This window comes from Streptomyces sp. CS113, from assembly GCF_002188365.1.
GTDB classification, from domain to species: Bacteria; Actinomycetota; Actinomycetes; order Streptomycetales; family Streptomycetaceae; genus Streptomyces; species Streptomyces tendae.
Window position 1 is genome coordinate 7,665,852 of sequence record NZ_KZ195574.1, and the last position, 23,261, is coordinate 7,689,112.

Genomic DNA, 23,261 nt, shown 5'->3' on the forward strand with positions numbered 1-23,261 from the left:
CGGGAGCCGGTCATGCGTCGAGTTCTTTCAGACGGGCGGCGATCACCGCCGCGATGTCGTCCAGGTACCGCTCCCGCATCAGCTGCGGATGGGTGCAGTCCAGGTCCTGGTTGACGATCGCGCCACTCACGTACGGCCGCCATGCCTCCCGCGTCAGCCAGTCCTCGGCGCGCGGGGCGGCAGCCGTGAAGAACAGCACGTCACCCTCGTACGAGCCGTGTTCGTGCTCGCGCATCATGCGGGCGTGGTTCGGCACGATGTCCACGATCCGGGAGAGGGCGCTCTCGGAGAGCCCGGCGAGCGGACTGCCCGCCCGGCGCAGCGTGGCCAGCACGTCCTCACGGGTGCGTTCGTCCGTGCGGTCGAAGCCCGCCATGCGCAGCACCGCCGTGAGCGCGTCGCCCTCCTCCGGTGCGGGCCTCTCCCGCCACTGCTCGGCGGGGAACGCGTCGAGCAGTACGAGGAGTTCGACCTGCTCGCCGGCCTCCTGGAGCAGCACCGCCACGGTGTGCGCGAGGACCCCGCCGACCGACCAGCCCGCCAGACGGTACGGGCCGTGCGGCTGGACGCCGCGGATCTGCCGGGCGTAGTCCTCGGCTTCTTCCTGGAGCGTGCGTGGCAGCCGCTCGTCACCGACGAGGCCGCGCGCCTGGAGGCCGTACACGGGCTGCCCCGGTCCGAGCCGCGCCGTCAGCCCGGCGTAGCACCAGGAGAGGCCGCCGGCCGGGTGGACGGCGAACAGCGGCGTCCGGTCGCCCTCGGTGCGCAGGGGCAGTACGACGCCCAGCGCGTCATCGGCACCCGGTCCCGCGGCGTCCAGCCGGGCGGCGAGGGCCGAGGGGGTCGGCGCCTCGAACAGCGAGCCGATGGTCAGCTCGGTGCCGAACTCCTCCCGCACCCGCGCCACCAGGCGCACCGCGAGCAGCGAGGTCCCGCCCAGGTCGAAGAACGCGTCGTCGGGGCCGACCCCCTGGGCATCCAGCACCTCGGCGAAGAGCCGGGTCAGCGTCTCCTCGTGGGCGGACGCCGCGCGGCGCGCCCCGGCGCCGGTGAAGACCGGGGCGGGCAGTTCACGGCGGTCCAGCTTGCCGTTGGGGGAGAGCGGGAACGCGTCCAGCGCCACGACGGCCGCGGGCACCATGTGCTCGGGCAGCTCCCGGGCCAGGGCGGCCCGCACGTCCGCCGGGTCGGCGCCGCCGGTGACGTATCCGACGAGCCGGTCCTCCCACACCACGGCGCAGGCCCCGTCCACGCCGGGGCGGGCCGCGAGCGCCGCCTCGATCTCGCCGAGTTCCACGCGCTGTCCGCGCAGCTTGACCTGGTGGTCGGTGCGGCCGAGGTACTCGACCTCGCCCCGGCCGGTCCAGCGGGCCAGGTCACCGGTCCGGTACATGCGGCTGCCCGCTGGTCCGAAGGGGTCGCGCACGAACCGGGACGCCGTCAGTTCCTCCCGCCCCAGATATCCGTCGGCCAGTTGCACGCCCGCCAGGTACAGCTCGCCGGGCACGCCGGGCGGACAAGGCTGCAAGGCGGCGTCCAGCACGTACAGGCGGGTGTTCCACACCGGTCGGCCGATCGGTACCGGGCCTGCGTCGGCCGGTGCGCAGGTGTGGTGGGTGACGTCGACGGCGGCCTCCGTCGGGCCGTAGAGGTTGTGCAGGCCGACGCCCGGCAGGACGCGCGCGAAGGTCTGCGCGGTCTCCCGGGGCAGGGCCTCCCCGCTACAGAACACCCGGCGCAGCACGTCGCCACATCCGCCGGTCTCCGCCGAGGCCAGGAACACCTGGAGCATCGAGGGCACGAAGTGGCAGGTGGTGACCGCCTGCTCGCGGATCAGCCGGGCCAGATGCACGGGGTCCTTGTGGCCGCCGGGCTCGGCGACGACCAGCGCCGCGCCCTCCCGCAGCGGCCAGAAGAACTCCCACACCGACACGTCGAACGACGAAGGAGTCTTTTGCAGCACCCGGTCCGCCGTGGTCAGTTCGTACTCGTGCTGCATCCATCGCAGCCGGTTGTCGATCGCGCGGTGCGCAACGACCACGCCCTTGGGGCGGCCGGTGGAGCCGGACGTGTAGATGACGTACGCCGGGTGCGCGGGGGTCAGGGCCCGTGCCGGGTTCGTCCACGTGTACGCGGACACGTCGAGGCCGTCCAGCACCACCAGGCCGGTGCCGGTGTCCTCGGGGAGGCGGCCGACGCGGTCGGCGACGGCGCACACAGGCCTGGCGTCTTCGAGCATGTACGTGAGGCGCGGCGCCGGGTAGTCCGGGTCCAGCGGCAGATAGGCCGAGCCCGCCTTCAGCACCGCGAGCAGCGTCACGACCAGTTCCACCGAACGCGGTACGGAGACGGCGACCACCGCGCCCGGTCCGGCGCCCCGCGACTGGAGGTGCCGGGCCAGGCGGTTGGCGCGGGCGTTCAGCTCGCCGTACGTCAGCGTGGTGTCCCGGTACACCAGCGCGGTGGCTTCCGGTGTGCGGGCGGCCTGCGACTCGATCGGTCCGACGAGCGTGGTCGGCGGCAGGGCGATGTCGGTGCGATTGAACTCGTCCAGGACCAGGGCATGTTCGGCCGGGGTCGGCACGGCGTGCTCGGCGAGGGGACGATGCGGGTCCGTGCCGGTGAGCCGGTCGATCAGGTGCAGGAACCGGTCCTGGTGCGCGGCGAGGGCGTCGTCGTCGTAGAGGGCCGGGTTGGCGTCGTGGTCGATGCGCAGACCCCGGCCGTCGGCGCGGTCGTGGATGTTGACCGTCAGATCGTCCACCGGCCCCGCGGACAGGTTCCGGGCGCGGACGGGGGCACCCGCGAAGTCCACGCCGTAGTCGAAGGGCATGACGTTGACGAGCGGCCCCACCAGGGCACGGCTCTCGCCCAGCAGCCCCAGGTCGCGGCGGATCTCCTCGTAGCGGTAGCGCTGATGGCGCCGCAGCTCACGGATGCCGAGCACCACCTGCCGCACCAGCTCGGCGAACGTCGCACCGGGGGAGACGGCGAGCCTGAGCGGCAGCACGTTCATCACCATGCCCGGCACCCGCAGCGACACCGAGTCCATCCGGCCCATCATCGGCAGCCCCAGCACGACGTCCGACTGCGCGGCGGCCCGGGAGGTGTAGAGGGCCTGGGCCGCGATCAGCACGTCCGGCCAGGTCGCGCGGAGGCGGGCGGCCAGGTCCCGCAGCCGCCCGGTCGTCTCCGGGGACAGCTGGGCGCTGCGGCGCAGGAAGGTACGGGACGGCAGCGCACCTCGGCCCGCCAGGCGCGGTGCCTCGGGCCGGTCGGCGAACGCCCGTGTCCAGTGGGCGCGGTCGGCATCGAAGGCCGGCGAGGCCCGGTAGGCGGCGTCGTCCTCGACCAGGGCGGCGAGCGTGTCGAAGGTGCGCGGCGGAGGTTCCGCGCCGCGGACGAGCGCCGAGTACACCTCGGCGGTGCGACGCACCAGCAGGGAGTAGCCGTAGCCGTCCATGACCAGGTGATGGACGCGCTGGTACCACAGCCAGCGGTCCGGTCCGACGCGGAACAAGGCCTGCCGGAACAGAGGTCCGCGCGTGATGTCGAACGGCTCGGCGAGGTCGTCGCGCATCCACGCCTCCGCCTCGACCGCGTCGCACGTCTCGCGCACGGTCAGCGGCAGTTCGACTTCCTCCGCGACGTACTGGCGGGGTCCCTCGGCCGTGTCCTCGACGCGTACGACGCGCAGTGCCTCCGCCTCGGCGACCACCCGGCCCAGCGCGTCGGCGAACAACTCCGGGTCGAGCGGCCCGTCGATCTCCAGGCACTCGGCGGTGTTCTGTGCGGGGCTGAGCGGGTCCAGGGCCTGCGCGAACCACATGCCCGACTGGGCCGCCGTCAAAGGCAGTCCGGGGACGGTCATACCGCCCCCAGCAAGGGCGCCCAGGCGTCGATGGCCGGCCGCTCGGCCAGGTCGGCGAAGCCGGCCGTGACGGCGTGCTCGCGGCGCCAGCGCTCCAGCAGGGTCATGACGCGGACCGAGTCGAGGCCGTAGTCGAGGAGGCTCTCGTCGACGGGGATGTCCGCCGGGTCCTCGCCGAGGCAGTCGGCGACGTCGGCTCGGATCCGGTCCACGGTGAGCGGAGCGGGAGCCATGGCGCAGACGTCCTTCAGGAGTGCGTCGGTGGTGGTGACGACCGCGCAGCGGCCGGCGGCCCAGCGCAGTGCCGTGTCGTGGTCCTCGCGGGAGAAGTCGGCGACTGCGTCGGCGACCACGAACGCCCTCAGGTCGCGCTGCCAGGCGTCCGCGGCGGTCATCAGCACGCCGATGTGCGCGTACACGCCGGTGATCACCAGTTGGTCGCGGCCCGTCTCGCGCAGCAGCTCCGCGAGGTCGGTGCGGACGAAGGCGCTGTACTTCCACTTGGTGAGGACGGTGTCCCCGGGCTCGGGTGCCACCGACTCCGGCACGGCGAGAGCCTCGGCGTCGTCGGCGGCTCCGGGGCCCCAGAAGTCGAGCTGGAGCCCGCGTTCCTCCGGTGTCTGGCCGCCGCGCTGGGCGGAGTAGACGGCCGGGACGCCGATGCGGCGGTACTCCTTGAGCAGACGGGCGGTGTTGCCGAGCATGCCGGTCAGGGGCTGCTCGCCGGAGGGGAAGGCGGACAGGAAGTGCTGCTGGAGGTCGTGCACGAGCAGAACGGCGCGAGTGGGGTCCACGGTCCAGGACACGCGGTTCGCGGGTAGTTCGTCCGGCGCGGGGAGCGGGTAGGGGGCGATGGCGGGAAGTGCCATGGGAAACAGCCTCTCGATGCGGTCAGGACTGGCCGGCGGCGAAGCGCAGGTGCTTCTTGCTGACCTTGCCGACGCCGGTCCGCGGGAACTCGTCGACGAACTCGACGAGGTCGGGCACCTTGTAGGCGGCGATGCCGCGCTCGCGCACGAACCGTTTGACCGCGACCGGCTTCAGTGGCTCGGCGCCCTCGCGCAGGATGACGTAGGCCAGGGAGCGCTCGCCCAGGTATGCGTCGGGCACCGCTACCACCGACACGTCGTGCACGGACGGGTGGGCGAGGATGACGTTCTCGACCTCCTCCGGCGCGATCTTCTCGCCGCCGCGGTTGATCTGGTCCTTGGCCCGGCCCTCCACCACGAGATGACCCGTCGGGGTACGGCGCACGATGTCTCCGGTGCGGTAGAAGCCGTCCTCGGTGAAAGCGCGCCGGTTGTGCTCCGGTGCCCGCCAGTAACCGCGGATCGTGTACGGGCCGCGGGTGAGCAGGTGTCCGAACTCCCCGTCGGGGACGTCCCGGCCGGCGTCGTCGACGACCCGGATCTCGTCGTCGGGGGAGATCGGCCGGCCCTGGGTGGTGACCACCGTCTCGGTGTCGTCGTCCAGCCGGGTGTAGTTGACCAGGCCCTCGGCCATCCCGAAGACCTGCATCAGCTTGCAGCCCAGTGCCGGTTCCAGCCGGCGGGCCGCCTGCTCGCTGTACTTGGCGCCGCCCACCAGCGCCAGCTCCAGGCTGGACAGGTCGTGCGCGGTCTCGGTCGCGGCCTGCGTCCACACCAGCGCCAGCGGCGGCACCAGCCCGGTCATGCTGATCCGCTCCCGGGCGATCAGCGGGAACGCGGTGTCCGGGTCGGGCTTCGGGCACAGCACCACCGTGCCGCCCGCATACAGCGCGCCCAGCCAACCCGGAGAACTCATCGGAAAGTTGTGTGCGGCCGGCAGGACGACGAGGAAACGGGTGCCGGCGTTCACGCCGCAGATCTCGTTGGAGCCCCGCAGCGAGTACAGGTAGTCGTCGTGCGTGCGCGGGATCAGCTTGGACACGCCCGTCGTCCCGCCCGACAGCTGGAGGAACGCCAGTTCGTGCGGCCGGGGACCGTCGAAGGGAGCGGACGGTTCGCACGGCACGTCGGACAGCGCGGTGTGCTCGCCGGGGTCGCCGGTCACGAACACGTGCCGCAGGCCCGGCACCCGATGCCGCATGCGGGACGCCAGTTCGCGGTGGTCGTAGCCGGCGTGCAGATCGGGGACGACGTAGGCGACGGCCTCGGTGAAGGAGCAGAAGTGGGCGATCTCCGTGTCCCGGTGCGCGGGCAGCGCGTACACCGGCAGTGCGCCGATGCGGAACAGGGCGAAGACCACCTCGACGAACTCGCCGACGTTGGGCAGCTGTACGACGACCCGGTCGCCCTTGGCGATGCCGCGGGCGAGGAAGCCGGCGGCGAGCCGGTCGGCGCGCTCGTCCAGTTCGCGGTAGGTCCAGGTGCGGCGTTCGGGGGCCGGGTCCACCAGGGCGATGTGGTGAGGGTGGGCTTCGGCGCGTTCGCGGAGCATGCCGCCGAAGGTCTCGCCGCGCCAGTGGCCGGCTGCCCGGTAGCGCTCGGCGAACTCGACCGGCCAGGTGGGTGCGTCCACGCCCGGGGTGAGGGTCACAGGGAGGCTCCCACCGCGTGCAGGAAGGTACGGAACTTGGCGGCGGTCTCCGCCGTCTCGGCCTCGGGTGTCGAGGCGGCCACCACCCCGGCGCCGGCGAAGAGCCGCAGCGATCGCCCCTCGGCCTCGGCACAGCGGATGGTCACGACCCACTCGCCGTCGCCGTCGGCGTCCTGCCAGCCGACCATGCCCGTGTAGGCGCCCCGGTCGAACGGCTCGGACTCGGCGATCACGGAACGCGCCACCTCGGTCGGCGTGCCGCACACAGCGGGTGTCGGATGCAGGGCCGAGGCCAGATCCAGCGCGGTGGCACCGGGGTCGGCCAGCTCGCCGGTGACGGTGGTCGACAGGTGCCACATGGCCGCCGTACGCACCAGGGTGGGCCGTTCGGGCACCCGCAGCGACACGCAGAACGGCGCGAGGGCCTCCTGTACGGCGGCCACGACGACGGCGTGCTCGTGCAGGTCCTTCTCGGACTCGAGCAACGCGACCGCGTGCCGTACGTCCTCCGCCAGGTCGGCGCTGCGGGGTGCCGAACCCGCGAGCGGGTTGGCGGTGAGCCTGCCGCCGTCCTTGGCGACCAGGAGTTCGGGGCTGGCGCCGATGAGGGTGCGGCCGGGGCCGCTGGGCAGGGCGAAGGTGTAACCGGCCGGGTCGCGGCGGGCCAGGCGGCGCAGCATGGCCGGGAGGTCGGGGTCGCGGGCGGAGGTCAGTTCGAGGGTGCGGGCGAGAACGACCTTGTCGAACTCACCGGCCCGCATGCGACCGACCGCCGCCGCGACCGCCTCGCCGTAGTGCTCGGGCCCGGGGACCTCGCGCACCCGCCAGTCGCGTTCCGCCTCGTCGGGCACGGGCAGGGCGATCAGCGGGTCCTCGCGCAGCGGGGGAGCCCAGCGCACGGTCTGCGGTACGGCCAGCGCGGTGGGCGCCTCCGAGGCGAAGGGCAGCGCGCCGACGACCACCGGAGCGGGGGCGCCCGGGCGGCGCAGCGCGCCCAGCACCTCGCGGACCCGCTCGGCCGGCGGGCGGGAATCGTCGGGTATCCGGGCGGCTGTGCCGCTGCCCAGTAGCGTCCGGTGCGGCGTGGCCAGGAAGCGGTCGGTGGCGGGACTGTAGGCCTCCAGGAGCCGGGTCGCGGCGCCGGGGACGACCGGCGCGGAGACCGGCTGGGCTTCGTGCGGCGTCTCGTGCGTTTCGCGCACGGTTTCGTGCAGGGAAAGGGGCATGGCTGTCTCCAGTGGGGGATGGCGTGAGCCGCGGGCCTCGACGGGCCGGGTCAGGCCCGCAGGGTGGCGCCGCCGTCGACGTACAGGTCGTGCATCGTGATGTGTCGCGCGCGGTCGGAGGCCAGGAAGACGACCGCGTCGGCGATGTCGGCCGGGTCGGCGATCCGGCCCAGCGGTATGCCCGTGCGGTACGTGGCGAGGTCTCCGTCGATCACGCGCCGGGCCGAGGCATCGTCCTCGCCGACCGTCCACAGCGCGCGCTGCATGTCGGTGAGGGTGGAGCCGGGGGAGACGGTGTTGCAGCGCACGCCCCGCCCGGCCACCTCCAGGCCCAGGCACTTGGTGAACATCACCGCGGCGGCCTTGGACGCGGCGTAGGCGGCGAGGCCCGCGCGGGGGACACCGGCCGCGTTCGAGGCGACGGTGACGATGCTGCCGCGCCCTCGGCCCGACATGCGTCGGGCGGTGGCGCGGGAGACGTGGAAGACACCGGTGGAGTTGACGGCGAACGTGGCCGCCCAGTCGTCGTCGGTGAGGTGGAGGACGTCCGACGCACGCAGGATGCCGGCCACGTTGACGGCGATGTCCAGCGGACCGAGGGTGCGTTCGGTCTCGTCGACCAGCGTCTCCACCGCGTCGGCGTCGGTGACGTCGAGCGCGCGGGCGGTGACCCGGCCGTCTCCGCGCTCGCCGGTGAGCGCCTCGACGCCCTCGGGGGCGCGGTCGGTGGCGACGACACGGGCGCCCTGCTCGACGAGCGCGGTGACGACCGCCGCGCCTATGCCCCGGCCGGCCCCCGTCACGAGGGCGAGCCGGCCGTCGAGCCCGGCGCTCACGAAGCGAGCGCCTTGGTCAGATCGTCCAGGACGATCCGCGCGGCCAGTGGGCCGCCGGCGCTGTTCCAGGCGGAGCCCTGGACCGCGACGACGTGGCCCTCCCGTTCGGCCTTCAGCTTGCCGAAGTTGGGCACCTTCTTCGCTTCGGCGTAGGCCTTCGCACTGTCGGCCTTCTCGCCGAGCGTGCCGAAGAACAGCCAGTCGCCGTCGATGGTGGCCAGCTTCTCCAGGCTGACCGGCTCGCTGTGGCCGGTGCCCACGCCCTGCTGATCCTTCGGGCGGCCCAGGCCCAGCGCGGTGATGGTGGCGCCGACGTGGCCCACACCGCGGCCGACGGCCGACGGCGCCTTGTTCTGCCAGCGCACGACGCTCACGACGGCGCCGGCGTTCTCACCCAGCTTGCTCTTGGTGGCGGCCACGTCGGCGTCGAAGCCGCTCAGCAGCCTCTCCGCCTCGGCCTTCTGGTTCAGCGCGTCGGCCGTTGCGGAGAACGCCTTCTTCCAGTCCTCGTTGAGCTGTGCGGTGACCACGGTCGGGGCTATGGACTCCAGCTTGGAGACCTCCTTCTTCACCGCCGTGGTCTCGTCGAGGAGGATCAGGTCGGGCTGGAGCGCGGCGAGCTTCTCCATGTCGGCCTCGGCGACCGTGGCGACGACGTCCGCCGTGCCCGCCTTGTCGGCCAGGTAGCTGGAGACGCCCTGCTGTCCGCGACCGGCGGTGGCGCCGACCGGTTCGACGCCGAGCGCGAGGGCGGCGTCGAGGGTGGGCTCGCTGAGGGTGACGACCTTCTTCGGTTCGGCCGGCACGTCGACCTTCCGGCCGGTCGCGTCGGTGATCTGCCGGGTGCTCGACTCCTGGCCGCCCGCGCCGTCACTGGCGCCGTCGTCGTTCCCGCAGCCGGTCAGGAGCAGCGTTCCGGTCACGACTGCGGCGGCGGACGTCAGGACGGTTCTGCGGGCGGCATGTGCACAGGACATGGGAAGGGAACTCCTTGTAGCGGGTGAATCGAGAGATGCGGAAGACATGCATGGAGGTGGTTCAGGGGGTGGCGGGCGCGCCCAGCAGACGGACCAGGCCGTCGGCGAGGGCGCCGTGCCAGCAGGCGTAGTCGTGGCCGCCGTTGTAGGTCCGGTGGGTGACACGGTGGCCCGCCGCGAGCAGGGCGTCGTACAGGACGCGGTGGTGGTCGACCATGGGGCCCTCGTGGAGCCCGACGTCCAGATGGACGGTCACCGGGCCGGTGGTGCCGGACGCGTAGCGGCCGACGAGCCACGGGGTGCCGTGCACCGGTGGTTTCGCGGTGGCGGGCGGCGGCAGGCCGGGGCGCCACCACAGTGAGGCGGACTGCGCGAGCACGTTGCCGAACCGGTCGGGCCGCAGATGACCGGCGTACAGCGCGGTCATGGCGCCGAGGCTCTGACCGGCGACCACGGTCCGGGACGGGTCGGTGGTCAGGGGCCAGCGACCGGCCGCCCACGGCAACAACTCGTCCGCGAGGAACGCCACGAACGGCTCCCGGCCGCCGAGGTCGCGCCAGCGGGTGCGCCGGTCCACGGCGTCCGGCGCGACCACCACGAGCGGCGGCAGCGAGCCGTCGGCGATCAGGGCGTCCAGGGTGTCGCCGAAGCCGAGCCGGCCGAACCACATGTCGCCGTCGCACATCACCGCAACGGGCAGCGGGGCTTCCATGGCGGGATGGTGGCCCGCAGGCAGGTAGACCCAGGCGTCCCGGTCGCCGACCGGGGCGGCCCCCGGTACCCGGTGCCGCTCGACCCGTCCGGCCGGCACCGTGCCCCGGCGCCCGGCCCACGGCTCGGGCGGGGCGTCCGGGAGTGCGAAGACGGAACTGTCGGCGGTCCGCCAACGGGTGGCGACGGAGCGGCGGTTGAGCGGGTCGGCCGCCGCGTGGGCGGAGAGCGAGCGCAGCCGTTGCTGTAGGCCGTCCGCATCCGTGGGCGCCGCCTTGAGCGAGATGTCGGCCGCCAGCCGGTAGGAGCCGCGGTGGTCGGCGCGCAGCCGCAGGCCCAGGTGCCACACGTCGGTGCCGGGCACCCGCTCCAGCAGCGCATCGGCCAGCCGGTCCCGGTCGGTGATGCGGTTGCCGAACAGCAGCACCTGCCGGGTGGCTCGGTGACCGCGCCACAGAAACGTCACTGCCCGGTGGTCGGAGGCACCGTCGAGGTCTTCGACGAGGGGTGTGCCCCGACGCTCCACCTCACGCCAGAACTCGGCTGCCAGGGCCGCTCGCCGTACGTCGTCGGCGCCCCGGGTCTCCTCCAGCAGGCGCGCGACGCGCAGGCCGGTGACCCGGACCGGGCGGATGTCCGGTGTGGCGGCACTGCGAGGAGTGGGGTGGGCGAGCGGGGGCATCGGCGTTCTCCGTAAACCGCTGGTCGAAACGCAGGCAGGAAGTCGCAAGATGTCGACGAAATCGTCAACAGTTAAGGTAAGGCTAGCCTAAGCTAAGCACATGTCCATCGGAATGTGTCCCCCGCACCCAGCCAACTCGGCACCAGTTGTCCGCCACTGCGTCCCCGGGGCGGCGGTCTCGTGAGTGTCGCGACAGCCCCCGCTCCGCCGGGGCAGGCAGACCGAACGAAGAAGCCCAGTGCCCAGGGGGTGCTGCGCCCGGCGGGCCTGCTCCTCGGCGTCGTCCTCCTGGTGGCGGCCGCCACGCTCTCCCTGGTCATGGGCGCCAAGCAGATCCCGGTGGACCAGGTCTGGTCCGCCCTCCTGGACCCCTCCGGCACGGAGAACGACGCGATCGTGCGGGACCTGCGGCTGCCGCGCACCGTCATCGGCGCCACCGTCGGCGCCGCGCTCGGTCTCGGCGGCGCGGTCATGCAGACGCTGACCCGCAATCCCCTCGCCGACCCCGGGCTGCTCGGGGTGAACGCCGGCGCCTCCGCCGCCGTCGTGACCGCGATCGGCGTCCTCGGCATCACCTCGTTCACGGGATACCTGTGGTTCGCCCTGGCCGGAGCGGGACTCGCCGCCACCGCCGTCAACGCGCTCGGCGGCCGGTGGGCCACGCCGGTGCGGCTGGCCCTGGCCGGAACCGCCGTCAACGCTGCCCTGTTCGGCTACGTCAACGGGTTGTCCCTGTGGCACCTGAGCACCCTCGACGAGATGCGGTACTGGTCCGTCGGCACCCTCGCCAAGCGCGACGCGTCCCTGCTGCTCACCGTGGCGCCGCTGCTCGTGGCCGGCGCGCTGCTCGCCCTCGCCCTGGCCCGGCCGCTCGGCGCGCTCGCCCTCGGTGAGGACCATGCGCTGGCGCTCGGCACCCGGGTGCGGCGCGTGCGGGTGCTGTCCGTCGTCGCCGTCACCCTGCTCTGCGGCGGGGCGACGGCCGTGTGCGGGCCGATCGGCTTCGTGGGCCTGATGATCCCGCACGCCGCTCGCGCCTTCTGCGGCCCCGACCCGCGCTGGATGTTCCCGTTCTGCGCGCTGTACGCGCCGGTACTGCTGCTCGTCTCCGACATGATCGGACGCGTCGTGGTGCCGCCCTCCGAGATCGAGGTCGGCACGGTCACCGCCTTCCTCGGCGGGCTCCTCTTCATCCACCTGGTGCGGCGGCGGAAGGTGGCCCAGCTGTGAGCCTCGTGAAGGACGACACCGCGCGGCGCCGCGTCGAGATGCGGCCCGGAATGCTGCGCACGGGCCGCTGGTCGCTGCGCTACTACCCGCGCGCCTTGCTGGTCTGCGCCGCGCTCGCCGCGCTCACCGCGTGCGCGATGGTGCTCGCCATCGGCACCGGTACCTACGCTCTCTCCCCGCCCGAGGTCCTGCGCACCCTGGCCGGGGACGGCCCGCCGGGCGCCGAGTTCGTCGTACTGGACCTCCGCCTGCCGCGCGCCCTGGTGGCCGCGCTCGTGGGCTTCGGGATGGGCATGGCGGGCGCTGTGTTCCAGTCGCTGACCCGCAACCCGCTGGGCAGTCCGGACGTCATCGGCTTCGGCAACGGGGCCTCGGCCGGCGCCCTCGTGGCGATCATCGTCCTCGACGTGGGCGCGGCGCAGACGGCGCTCGGCGCGGTGTGCGGCGGGCTGGCCACAGCCGCCGCCGTGTACCTGCTGGCGTGGAAGCGAGGCGTGCACGGCTACCGGCTGGTCCTCGTCGGCATCGGCGCCTCCGCGGTGCTCGGCTCGGTGACCAGCTTCCTGTACGTGCGTGCCGACATCGGCAAGGCGGCGCAGGCCGCCGCCTGGATGGTCGGCTCGCTCAACGCCCGGGACTGGGCCGACGTGCGCGTCGCGGCTCTCGGGTTGATGGCGTTCGTCCCGGTCGTCCTCGTGTACGGGCGCCGACTGACGATGCTGGAGATGGGCGACGACACCGCCGCCGCGCTCGGTGTGCCGCCTGAACGCAGCCGCCTGGTGCTGCTTGGGGCGGGTACCGGACTGACCGCGATGACCGTCGCGGCGGCCGGCCCGGTTCCGTTCGTGGCGATGGCCGCCCCGCAGTTGGCCCGCCGGGTCACTCGCGCGGCGGGTCCGGGCGTGCTGTCCGCCGGGTGGATGGGCGCCCTTCTGGTGACCGCCGCTGACCTGTTCACCCAACGCCTGACCGGCTCGGCGCTGCTGCCGGTGGGCGTGGTGACCGGCGTGGCCGGCGGCGCCTACCTCGCATGGCTGCTGCGCGGGGAACGACGGGAGGCCCGCCTCTAGGGGGGTGTCTGCGGCGGGAGAAGGGGAGGCTCGGTGGACGACGGGGCGTTGTCGATGTCGACGTCGCAACCCCGGTGAAGTGCACTGAGTTCACGCGCCCGAGCGGCAGAAGTGGCTGGCCTCCTCGCCGGCCTGGTGTGCGGCGGCGAGGTTGGCGGAGACGACGAGGAGCGTAGGTACGTGGCTCGCCGACGTCGCCGCAGGACGGAGGCTTCCGGCCTCGCCGTCACTTCGTCGGCCACGACCGGGGAAAACGGCCGCCCACGCAACACGCTCGGCTGGGAGACCCCGGCCGAGCGTGCGCAGACTGCTCGCGGCCTGATCACACGACAGCTTGGTACGACGACTACTCATACGCTCGCGGTGGGGGAGGAGCTATGTCCTCTGCCCGCGGTCAGACCCTCGCGGCTGTGCGCGCCTTGATGGTGAGGGCGGCCGCGGTCATCATGACCGCGCCGAAGAGCGCGGCGCAGGCGTACATCGTGAAGCCGATGTCGGCATGGCCCGCCTCGAGGAGGGCGCCGCCGATCCACGGGCCGAAGATGGCGCCGAAACGGCCCATGCCGGAGACCCAGCCGAGGGCGGTGGGGCGGTCCTCGTCGTTGTGGTGGGTGCCGACCGTCGCGTAGACCATGGTCTGGCCGGAGAAGAGCAGCAGTCCGGCGAAGAAGACCACCGCGTACAGGAGTCCGACCGACATCTGGACGCCCATGAGGTAGACGAAGACGGAGGTCAGGACGAACCAGGCGATGACGACCTTGCGCGGGCCGATGCGGTCGGCGGTGCGGCCGGCGATGAGCATGCCGCAGATGCCGCCGACGTTCAGGAACGTCGAGAAGAGCAGCGAGTCGCCGGTGTCGTAACCGAGGTCGACCATGATCTTCGGCAGCCACTGGCCGACTCCGTAGACCAGGAGCAGACCCGCGAAGGAGGTCAGCCAGAAGCACAGGGTGGTGGACCACTGGCGGTTGCGGAAGAGGTTCTTCAGCGCGTCCAGCTTGTCCTTGCGGTCCGCCTTCGGCTCGGCGAGTTCGGTGCCGTAGGCGGTGGCGAGCAGCTCGGCGTCGGCTCGGCGGCCGCGGGTGAGCAGGTTGGTGGGTGACTCGGGCAGCAGCTTGAAGGCGATCGGGAGCAGGATCAGGGCGGGCAGCGCGGAGGCGATGAAGGCCGTTCGCCAGCCGTGGTCGTCGACCAGCCAGAGAGCGATCAGTGGGGCCAGGGCGCCGCCGGTCTGGTGGGCGGTCATGATGATGCCGGTGGCGAGGGCGCGGCGGCCGCGAGAGGTGAACTCCATGCCGTACGAGATCGCTATCGGCAGCAGCGCGCCGAGGCCGAAACCGCACACGAAGCGGAAGAAGCCGAACTGGCCCGAGGACTGGGACCAGCCGGTGCCCAGCGTGGCGAGGGTGAAGATCGCGACGCTGACGAAGACGGTGACGCGGCGGCCGATCCAGTTCGATGCCATGCCGGACAGAATCGTGCCGAGCAGCATGCCGAAGTTCGCGTAACTGCCGATCGTGCCCGCGGTGTCGGGGGTGAGGCCGAGGCTGTGGCCGCCGAGCATCTTCGGAAGCACGGAGCCGTAGATGAACGTGTCGATGCCGTCGAGGAGGACGAGCCCCCAGCACAGGGCGATGACGACGGTGCGGCTGCGGCGGGACGCCGGCCCGGTCGCCTGGGCGAGCGGGGAGGTGGCGGAGGAGGACATCGTTGTTTCCTCTCGTGCGGGACGTCAGGACAGGGCCCTGGTCCCTGGCTGCAAGGGCAGTGGGGCCGGTGCGGCTCGCGCATCCGGTGGGGAGGACGGACGGAGCATGCCCCTGAGCTGCGGGCTCCGCGCGGGGAGCCGCAAGCTCGCTGTGGCGTAGACGTTAAGAAGCCGCAGCCGCTGCGTCAACACTTTTGTTAACAATATAAGCAACGATTCAGGCCCCGGGGTACGGACGGCCGTTCCCCGGGGCCTGCGGAGAGATCAGATCAGGGCTGTACGGGCGGCGTGCCGTGCGTGTGGAAGGACTCGATGGTCTTCAGACCCCACGCCTGGCCCTTCTTGCGCTCCTCCTCGGTCCAGGTGATGAGCGGCCAGTCCGGCGCCAGCACCAGGCGGGTGAGCGGGTTGCACAGTTCGACGCGGTTGCCGCCGGGTTCGTAGACGTACAGGAAGAACGTCTGCTGGATGGCGTGCTTGTGCGGGCCGGTCTCGATGAAGACGCCGGTGTCGATGGCGAGGTCGGCGGCGCGCAGGATGTCCTCGCGGGTGTCGGCGGCGAAGGCGATGTGGTGCAGGCGGCCCTCGCTGCCGGTCCAGTCGGACGTGTAGACGACGTCGTACGACTTGTCGGTGTACGTCAGCCAGCGTGCCGCGATCCTGCCGGAGTCGAGCCGGATCTGCTCGGTGGGGCGGGCGCCCAGGAGCTGTTCCTGCCACTCGGCGTTGGCGAGGACGTCGGCGGCGAGGAAGTTGATGTGGTCCAGGCGGCGGACGCCGACGCCCCGGTTGGGTTTCGCCTGCGGCTGGTTCTTGAGTGCGGGCTTGAGTGCTTCGGTGGCCTGGTAGTACTCGCTCTCCCAGTACAGGGCGTGTTCGTGGCCGTCCGGGTCGGTGGTGACGTAGAGCCGGCCGAGACCGGGCTCGTCCTCGGTCCACTGTCCCGTGCCGCCCGCCGCCTCGATGGCCTCCACCCGGCGTCGGAGCGCCTCCTCGCTGGAGGTGCGCAGGGCGAGGCGGCCGAGGCCGGGCTGCTCGCGGGCGGTGAGGACGAGGCTGTGGTGCTCGTAGTCGTCGTAGGTCCGCAGGTAGACGGTGTCGCCGTCCTGCCCGTTGACGGTCAGGCCCAGGAAGTCGGTGAAGAAGGCGACGGAGGCGTCCAGGTCCGGAGTGAACAGCTGGGCGTGGCCGATGTGGGCGATGTCGCCGAGAGGCGGGGTCATGAGCGACCTCCTGTGCGTGGTGCGGGGAAGACGGTGCCGTCGAAGATCTTGCGGGCGGTGCGGACGACGGCGGTGCGACGCGCTGTCGGGCCGCCCCCGGGGGCGCGATCGATGCTGCTCTCGATGTCTGTGAATCCGCTGGGATGCTCGATGCGGAGCCGGTCGCCGTCCTCGGGGAGGACGGCGATGCCGTGCGCGACGCTTCCCTCGATCCGCAGCCCGGCCGCCACGCTCGCGGCGCCGAGGACGCCGATGGAGGTGTGGACGCGGGCCGGGATGAAGGTGCGGGTGGTGACGGCGCCGCCGTGGCGGGGCGGCGAGAGGAGGGTGAGCTTGGGAACCGTGGTGCCGGTGACGTCGCCGAGCCCCATCAGCCGCCCGGCAGCCAGCCGTATCTCGTGGAGTCGGGCGGTCAGCTCCCGGTCGCTCTCCAGACCCTTCGGGTCCTCCTGACCGGTGACCTCGAGAGCCTCAGCCGGGATCAGGACGGTCGGCATGCCGTTGTCGACGCACGTGACCTCGACGCCGGCCACCGTGTCGCGCACGTTCCCCGTGGGCAGCAACTGCCCTTTACCCGGCGGGAAGTCGATGACCACGGCGGCGGCGCTCCCGGGAACCCCGGAGATCTCCGTGTCGCCGCTGTAGTCGACACGGCCGTCAGGGGTCGGGAACGTCGCCACGGCGAAGTCACCGGAGTTCATCATGCGGATGCGCACGGACGTCTCGCCGCTCCCTGCTCGTACGAGTCCGCGCTCGACGGCGAACGGGCCGACCCCGGCGAGCAGGTTGCCGCAGTTCTGGCGGTTCGAGACCTCCGCCGCGTCCACGGCGACTTGGAGGAAGAGGTAGTCGACGTCGGCCTCGGGGTCGGCCGACGGGGACACCACCGCGACCTTGCTCGTGAGCGGGTGGGCGCCGCCGAGGCCGTCGATCTGGCGGGGGTCCGGGCTGCCCATGACCCGCAGCAGCAGCTCGTCGCGGACGGTCTCCTCGGCAGGCAGGTCGGCTGCCAGGAAGTAGGCGCCCTTGGAGGTGCCGCCGCGCATCAGCATGCAGCGGAGCCCTGCGGGGCGGGTCACGACTCGACCTCCTCGTACGCCCGGTAGGTCACCCCGAGCCGTGCGAGTGTCTCCCGCAACCCGTAGCGGTCCAGGCCCAGTTGCCCGTCCCGGAAGGCGGCGCGGGCCCCGGCCTCCTTCTGCTCGCGGGCCTCGGACGCCTCGGCGGTGTCGCGAGCGCGCTCACGCGGGACGACCACCACTCCGTCGTCGTCGGCGACGATCACATCACCGGGACGGATCACCTGGCCGCCGATCACGATCGGGACGTTCACGCTGCCGCCGGTCGCCTTGACCGTCCCCTGCGGGCTGACGGCGGCGGACCACGCGGGGAAGGCCATCGCGCGCAGTTCGGCGGTGTCACGGATGCCGGTGTTCAGGACGACGCCACGCACCCCGCGATGGGCGAGGGCCGTGGCGAACAGCTCGCCGAACAGGCCGTCCAGGCACGGGGAGGTGGTGGTGACGACGAGGATGTCGCCCTCGCCGCACTGCTCGACCGCCGCGTGGATCATGAGGTTGTCGCCGGGCCAGCACAGCACCGTGACGGCGGTGCCCGCGACCCGGACACCTTGCTGGATCGGGCGCAGCTGGGTACCGAGGAAGCCGGTGCGGCCCATGGCCTCACCGACGGTCGCTGTCCCGTAGCCGGCCAGCGCCTCGACGTCCTCCGCCTCGGCCTTGGGCGGGTTGGTGACGATCATGCCGGGCATCAGGCGAGCTCCTTCGCGATCTGCGGGTAGGGCCGCATGTACGCCTCGGCCATGGTCTTGTGCGCCAGGCCGAGGTTGGGGCCCGCGTTGCGCTTGAGCTGGACGCCGCGGCGGACGGCGAGGTCGGTGTAGTAGTCCCACAGGTGCTGCTGGGCGGCGAGGCACTCCATCGCCTTGCGCTTGGTCTCCCACACCTCGGTGATGTCGAGCAGCACCTCGGGCCGGAAGCCGCTCATCTCGGGCTGGTGCGGCTCGAAGTAGAAGACGGGCGGGGCGCCGATGACCTCGCCCTCGCCCGGGTAGCCGATGGCCTGCGCGAGGACGCGCGCCTCCAGTGCCATGCGGTTGGCGGCCGGGTGGTCGCCGTTGTACGGGTCCTCGGTGGGGTGGGTGAGGACGACGTCCGGCTGCGTCTCCCGGTAGACGGCGACGAGCTTGTCGGTCAGCTCGGCCGTGACGAGGAGCGGGTAGTCGCCGGCGTCGAAGAAGCGGACCTCGGCGCCCAGGACGGCGGCGGCCTTCTCGGCCTCCTCCCGGCGTATCGCCTTGATCTCCTCGAGCTTCTTGCCCTCCCGCCACGCCTTGGCCGACTCGCCGCGCTCGCCGAAGGTCAGGCACGCGAGGGTGACCTTCTCGCCCCGGGCGGCGGCCAAGGCGATGGCGCCGCCCGCCCGCCACACGAAGTCCCCCGCGTGCGCGGTCACAACGAGGGTCGATCGGGGCGGAGCGGCGGGGGGTGCGCCGTTGCCGTGGGTCATGCTGCATCTCCTTGGTGACAGGTGCCGCACCCGCCCCAGGGGCGCGTTTCAGTCGGCGCGCAGGGCGTCGATCACGCTGCTGAGGTGGGCGCGAACGGCCGTCTCGGCCGCTTGCGGATCCCTGGCCCTGATCGCTTCGATCACGGCCAGGTGCTCACTCAGGGACTGCTGCGGACGGCCCGGCCGCAGCGCCAGCCGGAAGCGGTGGCGCACCAGCTGGGCGTTGAGCCGCTCCAGGAGACCGACGGCCGTGTGCTGGCCGGAGGCATCCCGGATCAGGGCGTGGAGGTCATGGTTGAGCTCGGAGTAGGCGACCGGATCGCCGTTGGTGACCGCCCTGGACATGGCCTCGCCCAGGTCGGTCAACTCGTCGAGCTGCGCATCGGTGGCCTCGGTCGCCGCCTTGCCCGCGCACAGCCCTTCGAGCGCCATCCGGCACTCCGTGATCTCCACGGCCTCCTCGACCGTCACCACCCGCACCCGCGAACCACGGTTGCGGATCCGCTCCACCAGCCCTTCGGAGGTCAGGTCGAGCAGCGCGGCACGCATGCTGGCACGCGTGACGCCGTAGCTCTCGGCGAGCTCGTTCTCCACCAGCCGCTGGGCCGGTGCCATCTCGCCGTGCAGGATCGCCTTCCTGAGCCGCTCCAGCGCGTACTGCTTGGCCTGCTCTCCGGAGCCTGGACGGGCTTCCTTCGGCATCTGCCCTCCCTGAGTGAGTGCCTGTCGACGCTAAATCTAGGCGAACAGAATTGTCAACAATTCTGTTCTCACTCTTCTTGTGGGTGGAGCGAGCGCGGTGGAAGTCACAGGCGGCGCCCGACAGCCGCCCTGCGGTGCTCGCGCGCCGGTCAACAGCGGCGAGGAACGGCAGAACGGGCGTACGGCGGCAATGGGCAGCCCTCTCACGTCTTGTCGGTCTCCACCGGGGGTGCGGGTGCCTGCGGCGGCCGGGTCCTGACTCGCCGGGCTCGGGAAACAAGATGTCGGCGATAGTGCTAGGCATATTGTTGACAAAGTTGTAGCGTGCGTCGCGCCTTGCGCTTGAGGCATCCGCAGCACTTGGTGCTCGATGAGGGGAGACCCATGCAGAGGTTGACCGCGCCACGCGGACGAGACGCACTCACCCACCGGCCGAGCATGCGGTCGGGACGCTTCGTCACCCGCGAACGCCTCCTGAGAGGTATGGCGCTGGCGGGCTCCCTCGTCCTCACGTTCGTCGCAGTACCGGCCTCCGTCGCGGCGGCTGCCCCTGCGCAGAGCCGTGGCCGGGCGGCGGACCCCCAGGACGCGGCGCTCACCTTCGACTCCTCCGGCTACACGACGATCACCGTCACCGTCGACGGCCGGCCGATGAACGTGCGCTGGTACAAGGAGATCTGCTACGTCGCGAACCCGGTCGCGGCGGCGGCCCGGCAGCCCGGCGGCCCCGGCGGCGGCACCACGATCCCCAACACCGCCTGCGGCTACCAGAGCATGAACGTGTTCGTTCCCGAGAGAGCCTTCGGCGACCAGCGCACCCCGGTCTACCTCGCGGTGAACAACAGTGGCTGGAAAGCCAGTTACATCAGGGCCGGCGTCACCGACGGCACTCCCTACAACAGCGCGACCAGCAACGTCGGCGCCGCCCTGAAGGCGGGCTACGTCTTCGTCGACGTCGCGAGCCGCAGCCGCGGACTGATCGGCGCCGACGGCTCGTTCCCCGGCAAGGCTCCGGCGGCTGCGGTCGACGCCAAGGCCGCCGTCCGCTATCTGCGCCTCAACGACGCGACGATGCCCGGCAGCGCGGAGCGGATCGTGGTCAACGGCACCAGCGGCGGCGGCGCGCTGGCGTCGATCCTCGGTGCTTCCGGCAACAGCGGCGAGTACACCCCGTACCTGGCCGCGATCGGCGCCGCCGGCGTCGATGCCAAGGAACGCAGCACCCTGCGCGACGACGTCTTCGCCGTCAACGCGTACTGCCCGATCACCGACCTCGGCAACGCCGACGTCGCCTACGAGTGGCTGTACAACGCCCTCGCCACCCGGGACGCCACGGGCTCCAACCCCTCGCCCGAGGACGCCGCCGCGATCGCGGCCGAGTTCGCGGCGTACGAGAAGAGCCTCGGGCTGCGCAACCCCGACGGCTCCCGCCTCAGTGCCGCGAACATGCTGGACACCATCAGGCGGGAGGTCGTCCGCTCCGCGGAGACCTACCTGAAGGCGGATCCCGACCATTCGGTCCCGCCGCTGGGAGACACCTTCGAGATCACCTCCGGCGCCCCTGGAGGTCCGCCCACCACCAAGAGGTACGTCAACGACTGGATCGACGTCGACACCGCCACCCGCACGGTGCGCTCCGTCGACATGGCGAAGTACCTCGCCTTCGTCGCCACTCAGGCCACCCTCAAGACGACCCCCGCCTTCGACGCTGTGGGCGTCGACGGGAACACCACCAGCGGAACCGAGACCGACCTCTTCGGCCCGCCGACGCAGAAGTACCTGAACTACACCGAGTACGGCTGGAACCACAACGACATCGCCGGGGACGGCAGCGGACTCGACGACACCGGGCTGACCTGGGACCAGTACACCGGTAAGAAGAGCACCACCGTCGACGACCAGGCACATCTGATCAACCCGATGGACTTCATCGGCACCCGCGCCGACACCGCACCGAACTGGTACGTCCGCCACGGCACCCGCGACCGGGACACCGCGTTCACCGTCTCGGTCAACCTCGACCGGGCGCTCGCCGCGGACAAGCAGGTCGAGGACCTCGACTACCGGCTCGCCTGGAACCAGCCGCACGCCGGCAACTACGACGTGCCCGAGGCCATGGCCTGGATCGCCGACGTCGTCCGCGAGGCCGGCGACCCGCTCGCCCTCCGGCACAAGTGACAACAAGCCGCCCCGTCCCGCGGCGGCGGGGCGGCCGACGCCCTGTCATTCCCGGTAGTCAGCGGACCAGGGCGTGGGGTCGATGTCGCGCCTGCCGGGTGCCCGGCAGGCGCGGGGTTCAGGGGCGCGCGGCGCCGGCAGCAGGTTCTGCCCGGCCGCTGTGGCCGGGCGGTAGGGGAGAGAGCCCCCCGACCTCGGCGCGATCGCGGGGCGGAAGCCGATCATCCCGAAGGCGGTGAGTCCCGCGGCGACGGCCGCCGCCGCGGCGCACACCAGGAACGCGGTGCTGAAGCCGGTGCCCAGGGCGTCCAAAGCCAGGCTGTGGGCCGCTGATCCCGGAGCGCCCGACGGCAGGCTGTTCACGGCGATGGGGCCGCCTGCCGAGGCGATCTCCCGTGCTGCCGCGGTCTCAGCGGCCGGCAGCACCGTGCCGGAGAGGTTCGTCGCGAACGCCGACCCCGCGCCGCTGAGGGCGACCGCGCCGACGACGACGGGACCGAGGGCGAACCCGAGGTCGCGCAGCATGTTGGTGGTGGCGCTGGCCATGCCTGCCAGGCGCGGGGGCACGCTGCCCAGTGCCACGGCCGTGACGGAGCTGACGGTCAGGGCGAATCCGACGCCGACCAGCAGGGCGGGCGCAACGAACGCGCCGAGCCGCGGGTCAGTGACGTCCAGCCGGGCGCACAGCAGGCAGCCGACCGCCATCAGGACGAACCCCGAGGACAGTAGCCAGGACGGGGCGACACGGTGAAGCAGCCATGAGACGACGGGGATCAGCAGGAAGGCCGGTCCCTGTAGGAGCAGGAAGGGGAGCGCCACCCGAATCGGATCCTGGTGCTGCACTGGCCCCAACCACATGCTTGTCGCGAAGCAGGCGCCGAGGAAGGCGAGCATGCCGATGACCGCGGCGGCGGACGACACGGCGAAGGCTCTGTTGCGGAACAGCCGCACGTCGAAGATGGGGGATTCCGCCCCCAGCTCCACCACGACGAATGCGGCGAGGAACATCGAGCCGAAGGCCAGGGAGAGAGTGACGGGCAGGGTCGTCCAGCCCGACTCGGGGCCTTCGACGGCGCCGTACAACACCAGGATGAGGCCGGGCGCGAAGGTGACCTGACCGGCTATGTCGAACGTGCGGCCCTCCGGTGCTCGCGACTCTGTCGCCAGCGCCTTGGTGAGCACCATGCTGATCAATGCGAGACCGACGAGCACCCAGAAGGAGCCGCGCCACGACCCGACCTTGGCGAACATGCCACCGAGCAGGGGGGAAACGGCGGCACCGGCGGACAAGAACCCGCTCCAGACCGCGACGGCGGTCGATCGCTGCCGTACGTCGCGGGCGACGGCGGTAAGTGCGGTGAGCGAGCCCGGGAACATGGCCCCGGCACCCAGCCCGTTCAGGGCGGCGCCGACCCAGAGCACCTGGACGGACGGGGCCAGCGCGGCGACGGTGCTGCCGGCGACTACCAGAGTCGTGCCCGCAACGACGAGCCTGCGGCGTCCGAACAGGTCGCCGAAGACGCCGAAGGTGAACTCGAAGCACACCACCGCGATCATGAACGCGGCGGTGATCCAGGTGAGTTGCGAGCCATGGGTGTTCAGGTCCTGCTGGAACAGTCCGTTCAGCGACGCCGGCAGTGCGTTCGCGACCTGGGCCACGAAGACCGCGGCGCAGGCGGCAGTCAGTGTTCCCGCGTAGCCCGGTGTCCGGGCCGCCCCCGCGGTGGGCCCCGGGGACGTCGTCGTCCCGATGTTGCGTGTCATCGCGCGTTCTCCCTGGCTGGGGACTTCGGGTCTC

The 23,261-nt window shown here is 72.1% G+C and carries 17 protein-coding genes and 1 pseudogene; 3 read left to right on the top strand and 15 right to left on the bottom strand.

The window, feature by feature from the left end; all coding sequences use genetic code 11:
* Nucleotides 1-10 precede the first annotated feature (10 nt).
* The 8 genes and pseudogenes from B9W62_RS34605 to fes form a co-directional block, all read right to left on the bottom strand.
* Nucleotides 11-3,871: a non-ribosomal peptide synthetase gene (locus B9W62_RS34605; RefSeq protein WP_087810858.1), complete on the bottom strand. Its 3,861-nt coding sequence runs from the start codon at nt 3,869-3,871 to the stop codon at nt 11-13.
* Nucleotides 3,868-4,104 carry a phosphopantetheine-binding protein gene (locus B9W62_RS40960; protein WP_256976811.1) on the bottom strand — a complete coding sequence of 79 codons (237 nt, stop codon included), beginning with the start codon at nt 4,102-4,104 and terminating at the stop codon, nt 3,868-3,870. Before B9W62_RS40960 ends, B9W62_RS34605 begins: the two co-directional genes overlap by 4 nt.
* Nucleotides 4,105-4,110: 6 nt before the next feature.
* Nucleotides 4,111-4,740 (bottom strand): annotated as a pseudogene (locus B9W62_RS34610) (isochorismatase family protein); the annotation flags it as partial.
* Between the two features lie 22 nt (nt 4,741-4,762).
* Complete coding sequence (locus tag B9W62_RS34615; protein ID WP_087810860.1) at nt 4,763-6,391, bottom strand: (2,3-dihydroxybenzoyl)adenylate synthase; 1,629 nt, start codon at nt 6,389-6,391, stop codon at nt 4,763-4,765.
* On the bottom strand, nt 6,388-7,617 hold the full coding sequence (locus B9W62_RS34620) for an isochorismate synthase (protein ID WP_087810861.1): 1,230 nt from the start codon (nt 7,615-7,617) through the stop codon (nt 6,388-6,390). Before B9W62_RS34620 ends, B9W62_RS34615 begins: the two co-directional genes overlap by 4 nt.
* A gap of 50 nt (nt 7,618-7,667) precedes the next feature.
* Nucleotides 7,668-8,453, bottom strand: coding sequence for a 2,3-dihydro-2,3-dihydroxybenzoate dehydrogenase (locus tag B9W62_RS34625; RefSeq protein WP_087810862.1), 786 nt, complete (start codon nt 8,451-8,453; stop codon nt 7,668-7,670).
* Nucleotides 8,450-9,430, bottom strand: a complete 981-nt coding sequence (locus B9W62_RS34630) for an ABC transporter substrate-binding protein (protein WP_087810863.1) — start codon at nt 9,428-9,430, stop codon at nt 8,450-8,452. The genes B9W62_RS34625 and B9W62_RS34630 overlap by 4 nt, the downstream gene beginning before the upstream one ends.
* 61 nt (nt 9,431-9,491) lie before the next feature.
* On the bottom strand, nt 9,492-10,823 hold the full coding sequence (gene fes / locus B9W62_RS34635) for an enterochelin esterase (protein ID WP_087810864.1): 1,332 nt from the start codon (nt 10,821-10,823) through the stop codon (nt 9,492-9,494).
* Between the two features lie 180 nt (nt 10,824-11,003).
* Between fes and B9W62_RS34640 the strand changes: the two genes are divergently transcribed.
* Both B9W62_RS34640 and B9W62_RS34645 read left to right on the top strand, forming a co-directional pair.
* Nucleotides 11,004-12,053: a FecCD family ABC transporter permease gene (locus B9W62_RS34640; protein WP_373433721.1), complete on the top strand. Its 1,050-nt coding sequence runs from the start codon at nt 11,004-11,006 to the stop codon at nt 12,051-12,053.
* A gap of 38 nt (nt 12,054-12,091) precedes the next feature.
* Nucleotides 12,092-13,123 (top strand): FecCD family ABC transporter permease, encoded by a 1,032-nt coding sequence (locus tag B9W62_RS34645; RefSeq protein WP_087812227.1) that lies wholly within the window; start codon nt 12,092-12,094, stop codon nt 13,121-13,123.
* Between the two features lie 394 nt (nt 13,124-13,517).
* On the opposite strand, the gene B9W62_RS34650 is transcribed toward B9W62_RS34645, so the two are convergent.
* From B9W62_RS34650 to B9W62_RS34675, 6 genes are all read right to left on the bottom strand, one after another.
* Nucleotides 13,518-14,831: an MFS transporter gene (locus B9W62_RS34650; RefSeq protein WP_087810865.1), complete on the bottom strand. Its 1,314-nt coding sequence runs from the start codon at nt 14,829-14,831 to the stop codon at nt 13,518-13,520.
* A 269-nt stretch (nt 14,832-15,100) separates the two neighbouring features.
* Nucleotides 15,101-16,054 carry a catechol 2,3-dioxygenase gene (locus B9W62_RS34655; protein ID WP_087810866.1) on the bottom strand — a complete coding sequence of 318 codons (954 nt, stop codon included), beginning with the start codon at nt 16,052-16,054 and terminating at the stop codon, nt 15,101-15,103.
* Nucleotides 16,051-17,106 carry a 4-oxalomesaconate tautomerase gene (locus tag B9W62_RS34660; RefSeq protein ID WP_087812228.1) on the bottom strand — a complete coding sequence of 352 codons (1,056 nt, stop codon included), beginning with the start codon at nt 17,104-17,106 and terminating at the stop codon, nt 16,051-16,053. The genes B9W62_RS34655 and B9W62_RS34660 overlap by 4 nt, the downstream gene beginning before the upstream one ends.
* A 23-nt stretch (nt 17,107-17,129) precedes the next feature.
* Nucleotides 17,130-17,825: a 4-carboxy-4-hydroxy-2-oxoadipate aldolase/oxaloacetate decarboxylase gene (locus tag B9W62_RS34665; protein WP_087810867.1), complete on the bottom strand. Its 696-nt coding sequence runs from the start codon at nt 17,823-17,825 to the stop codon at nt 17,130-17,132.
* Nucleotides 17,825-18,583, bottom strand: a complete 759-nt coding sequence (locus tag B9W62_RS34670) for a PIG-L deacetylase family protein (RefSeq protein ID WP_087810868.1) — start codon at nt 18,581-18,583, stop codon at nt 17,825-17,827. Before B9W62_RS34670 ends, B9W62_RS34665 begins: the two co-directional genes overlap by 1 nt.
* Before the next feature lie 48 nt (nt 18,584-18,631).
* Nucleotides 18,632-19,285, bottom strand: coding sequence for a GntR family transcriptional regulator (locus B9W62_RS34675; protein ID WP_087810869.1), 654 nt, complete (start codon nt 19,283-19,285; stop codon nt 18,632-18,634).
* Nucleotides 19,286-19,768: 483 nt separating this feature from the next.
* Between B9W62_RS34675 and B9W62_RS34680 the strand changes: the two genes are divergently transcribed.
* Nucleotides 19,769-21,463, top strand: a complete 1,695-nt coding sequence (locus B9W62_RS34680; RefSeq protein WP_087810870.1) for a subtype B tannase — start codon at nt 19,769-19,771, stop codon at nt 21,461-21,463.
* A gap of 45 nt (nt 21,464-21,508) precedes the next feature.
* Here the strand turns inward: B9W62_RS34680 and B9W62_RS34685 are convergent, their stop codons facing one another.
* Nucleotides 21,509-23,227: an MFS transporter gene (locus B9W62_RS34685; protein WP_087810871.1), complete on the bottom strand. Its 1,719-nt coding sequence runs from the start codon at nt 23,225-23,227 to the stop codon at nt 21,509-21,511.
* Nucleotides 23,228-23,261 lie beyond the last annotated feature (34 nt).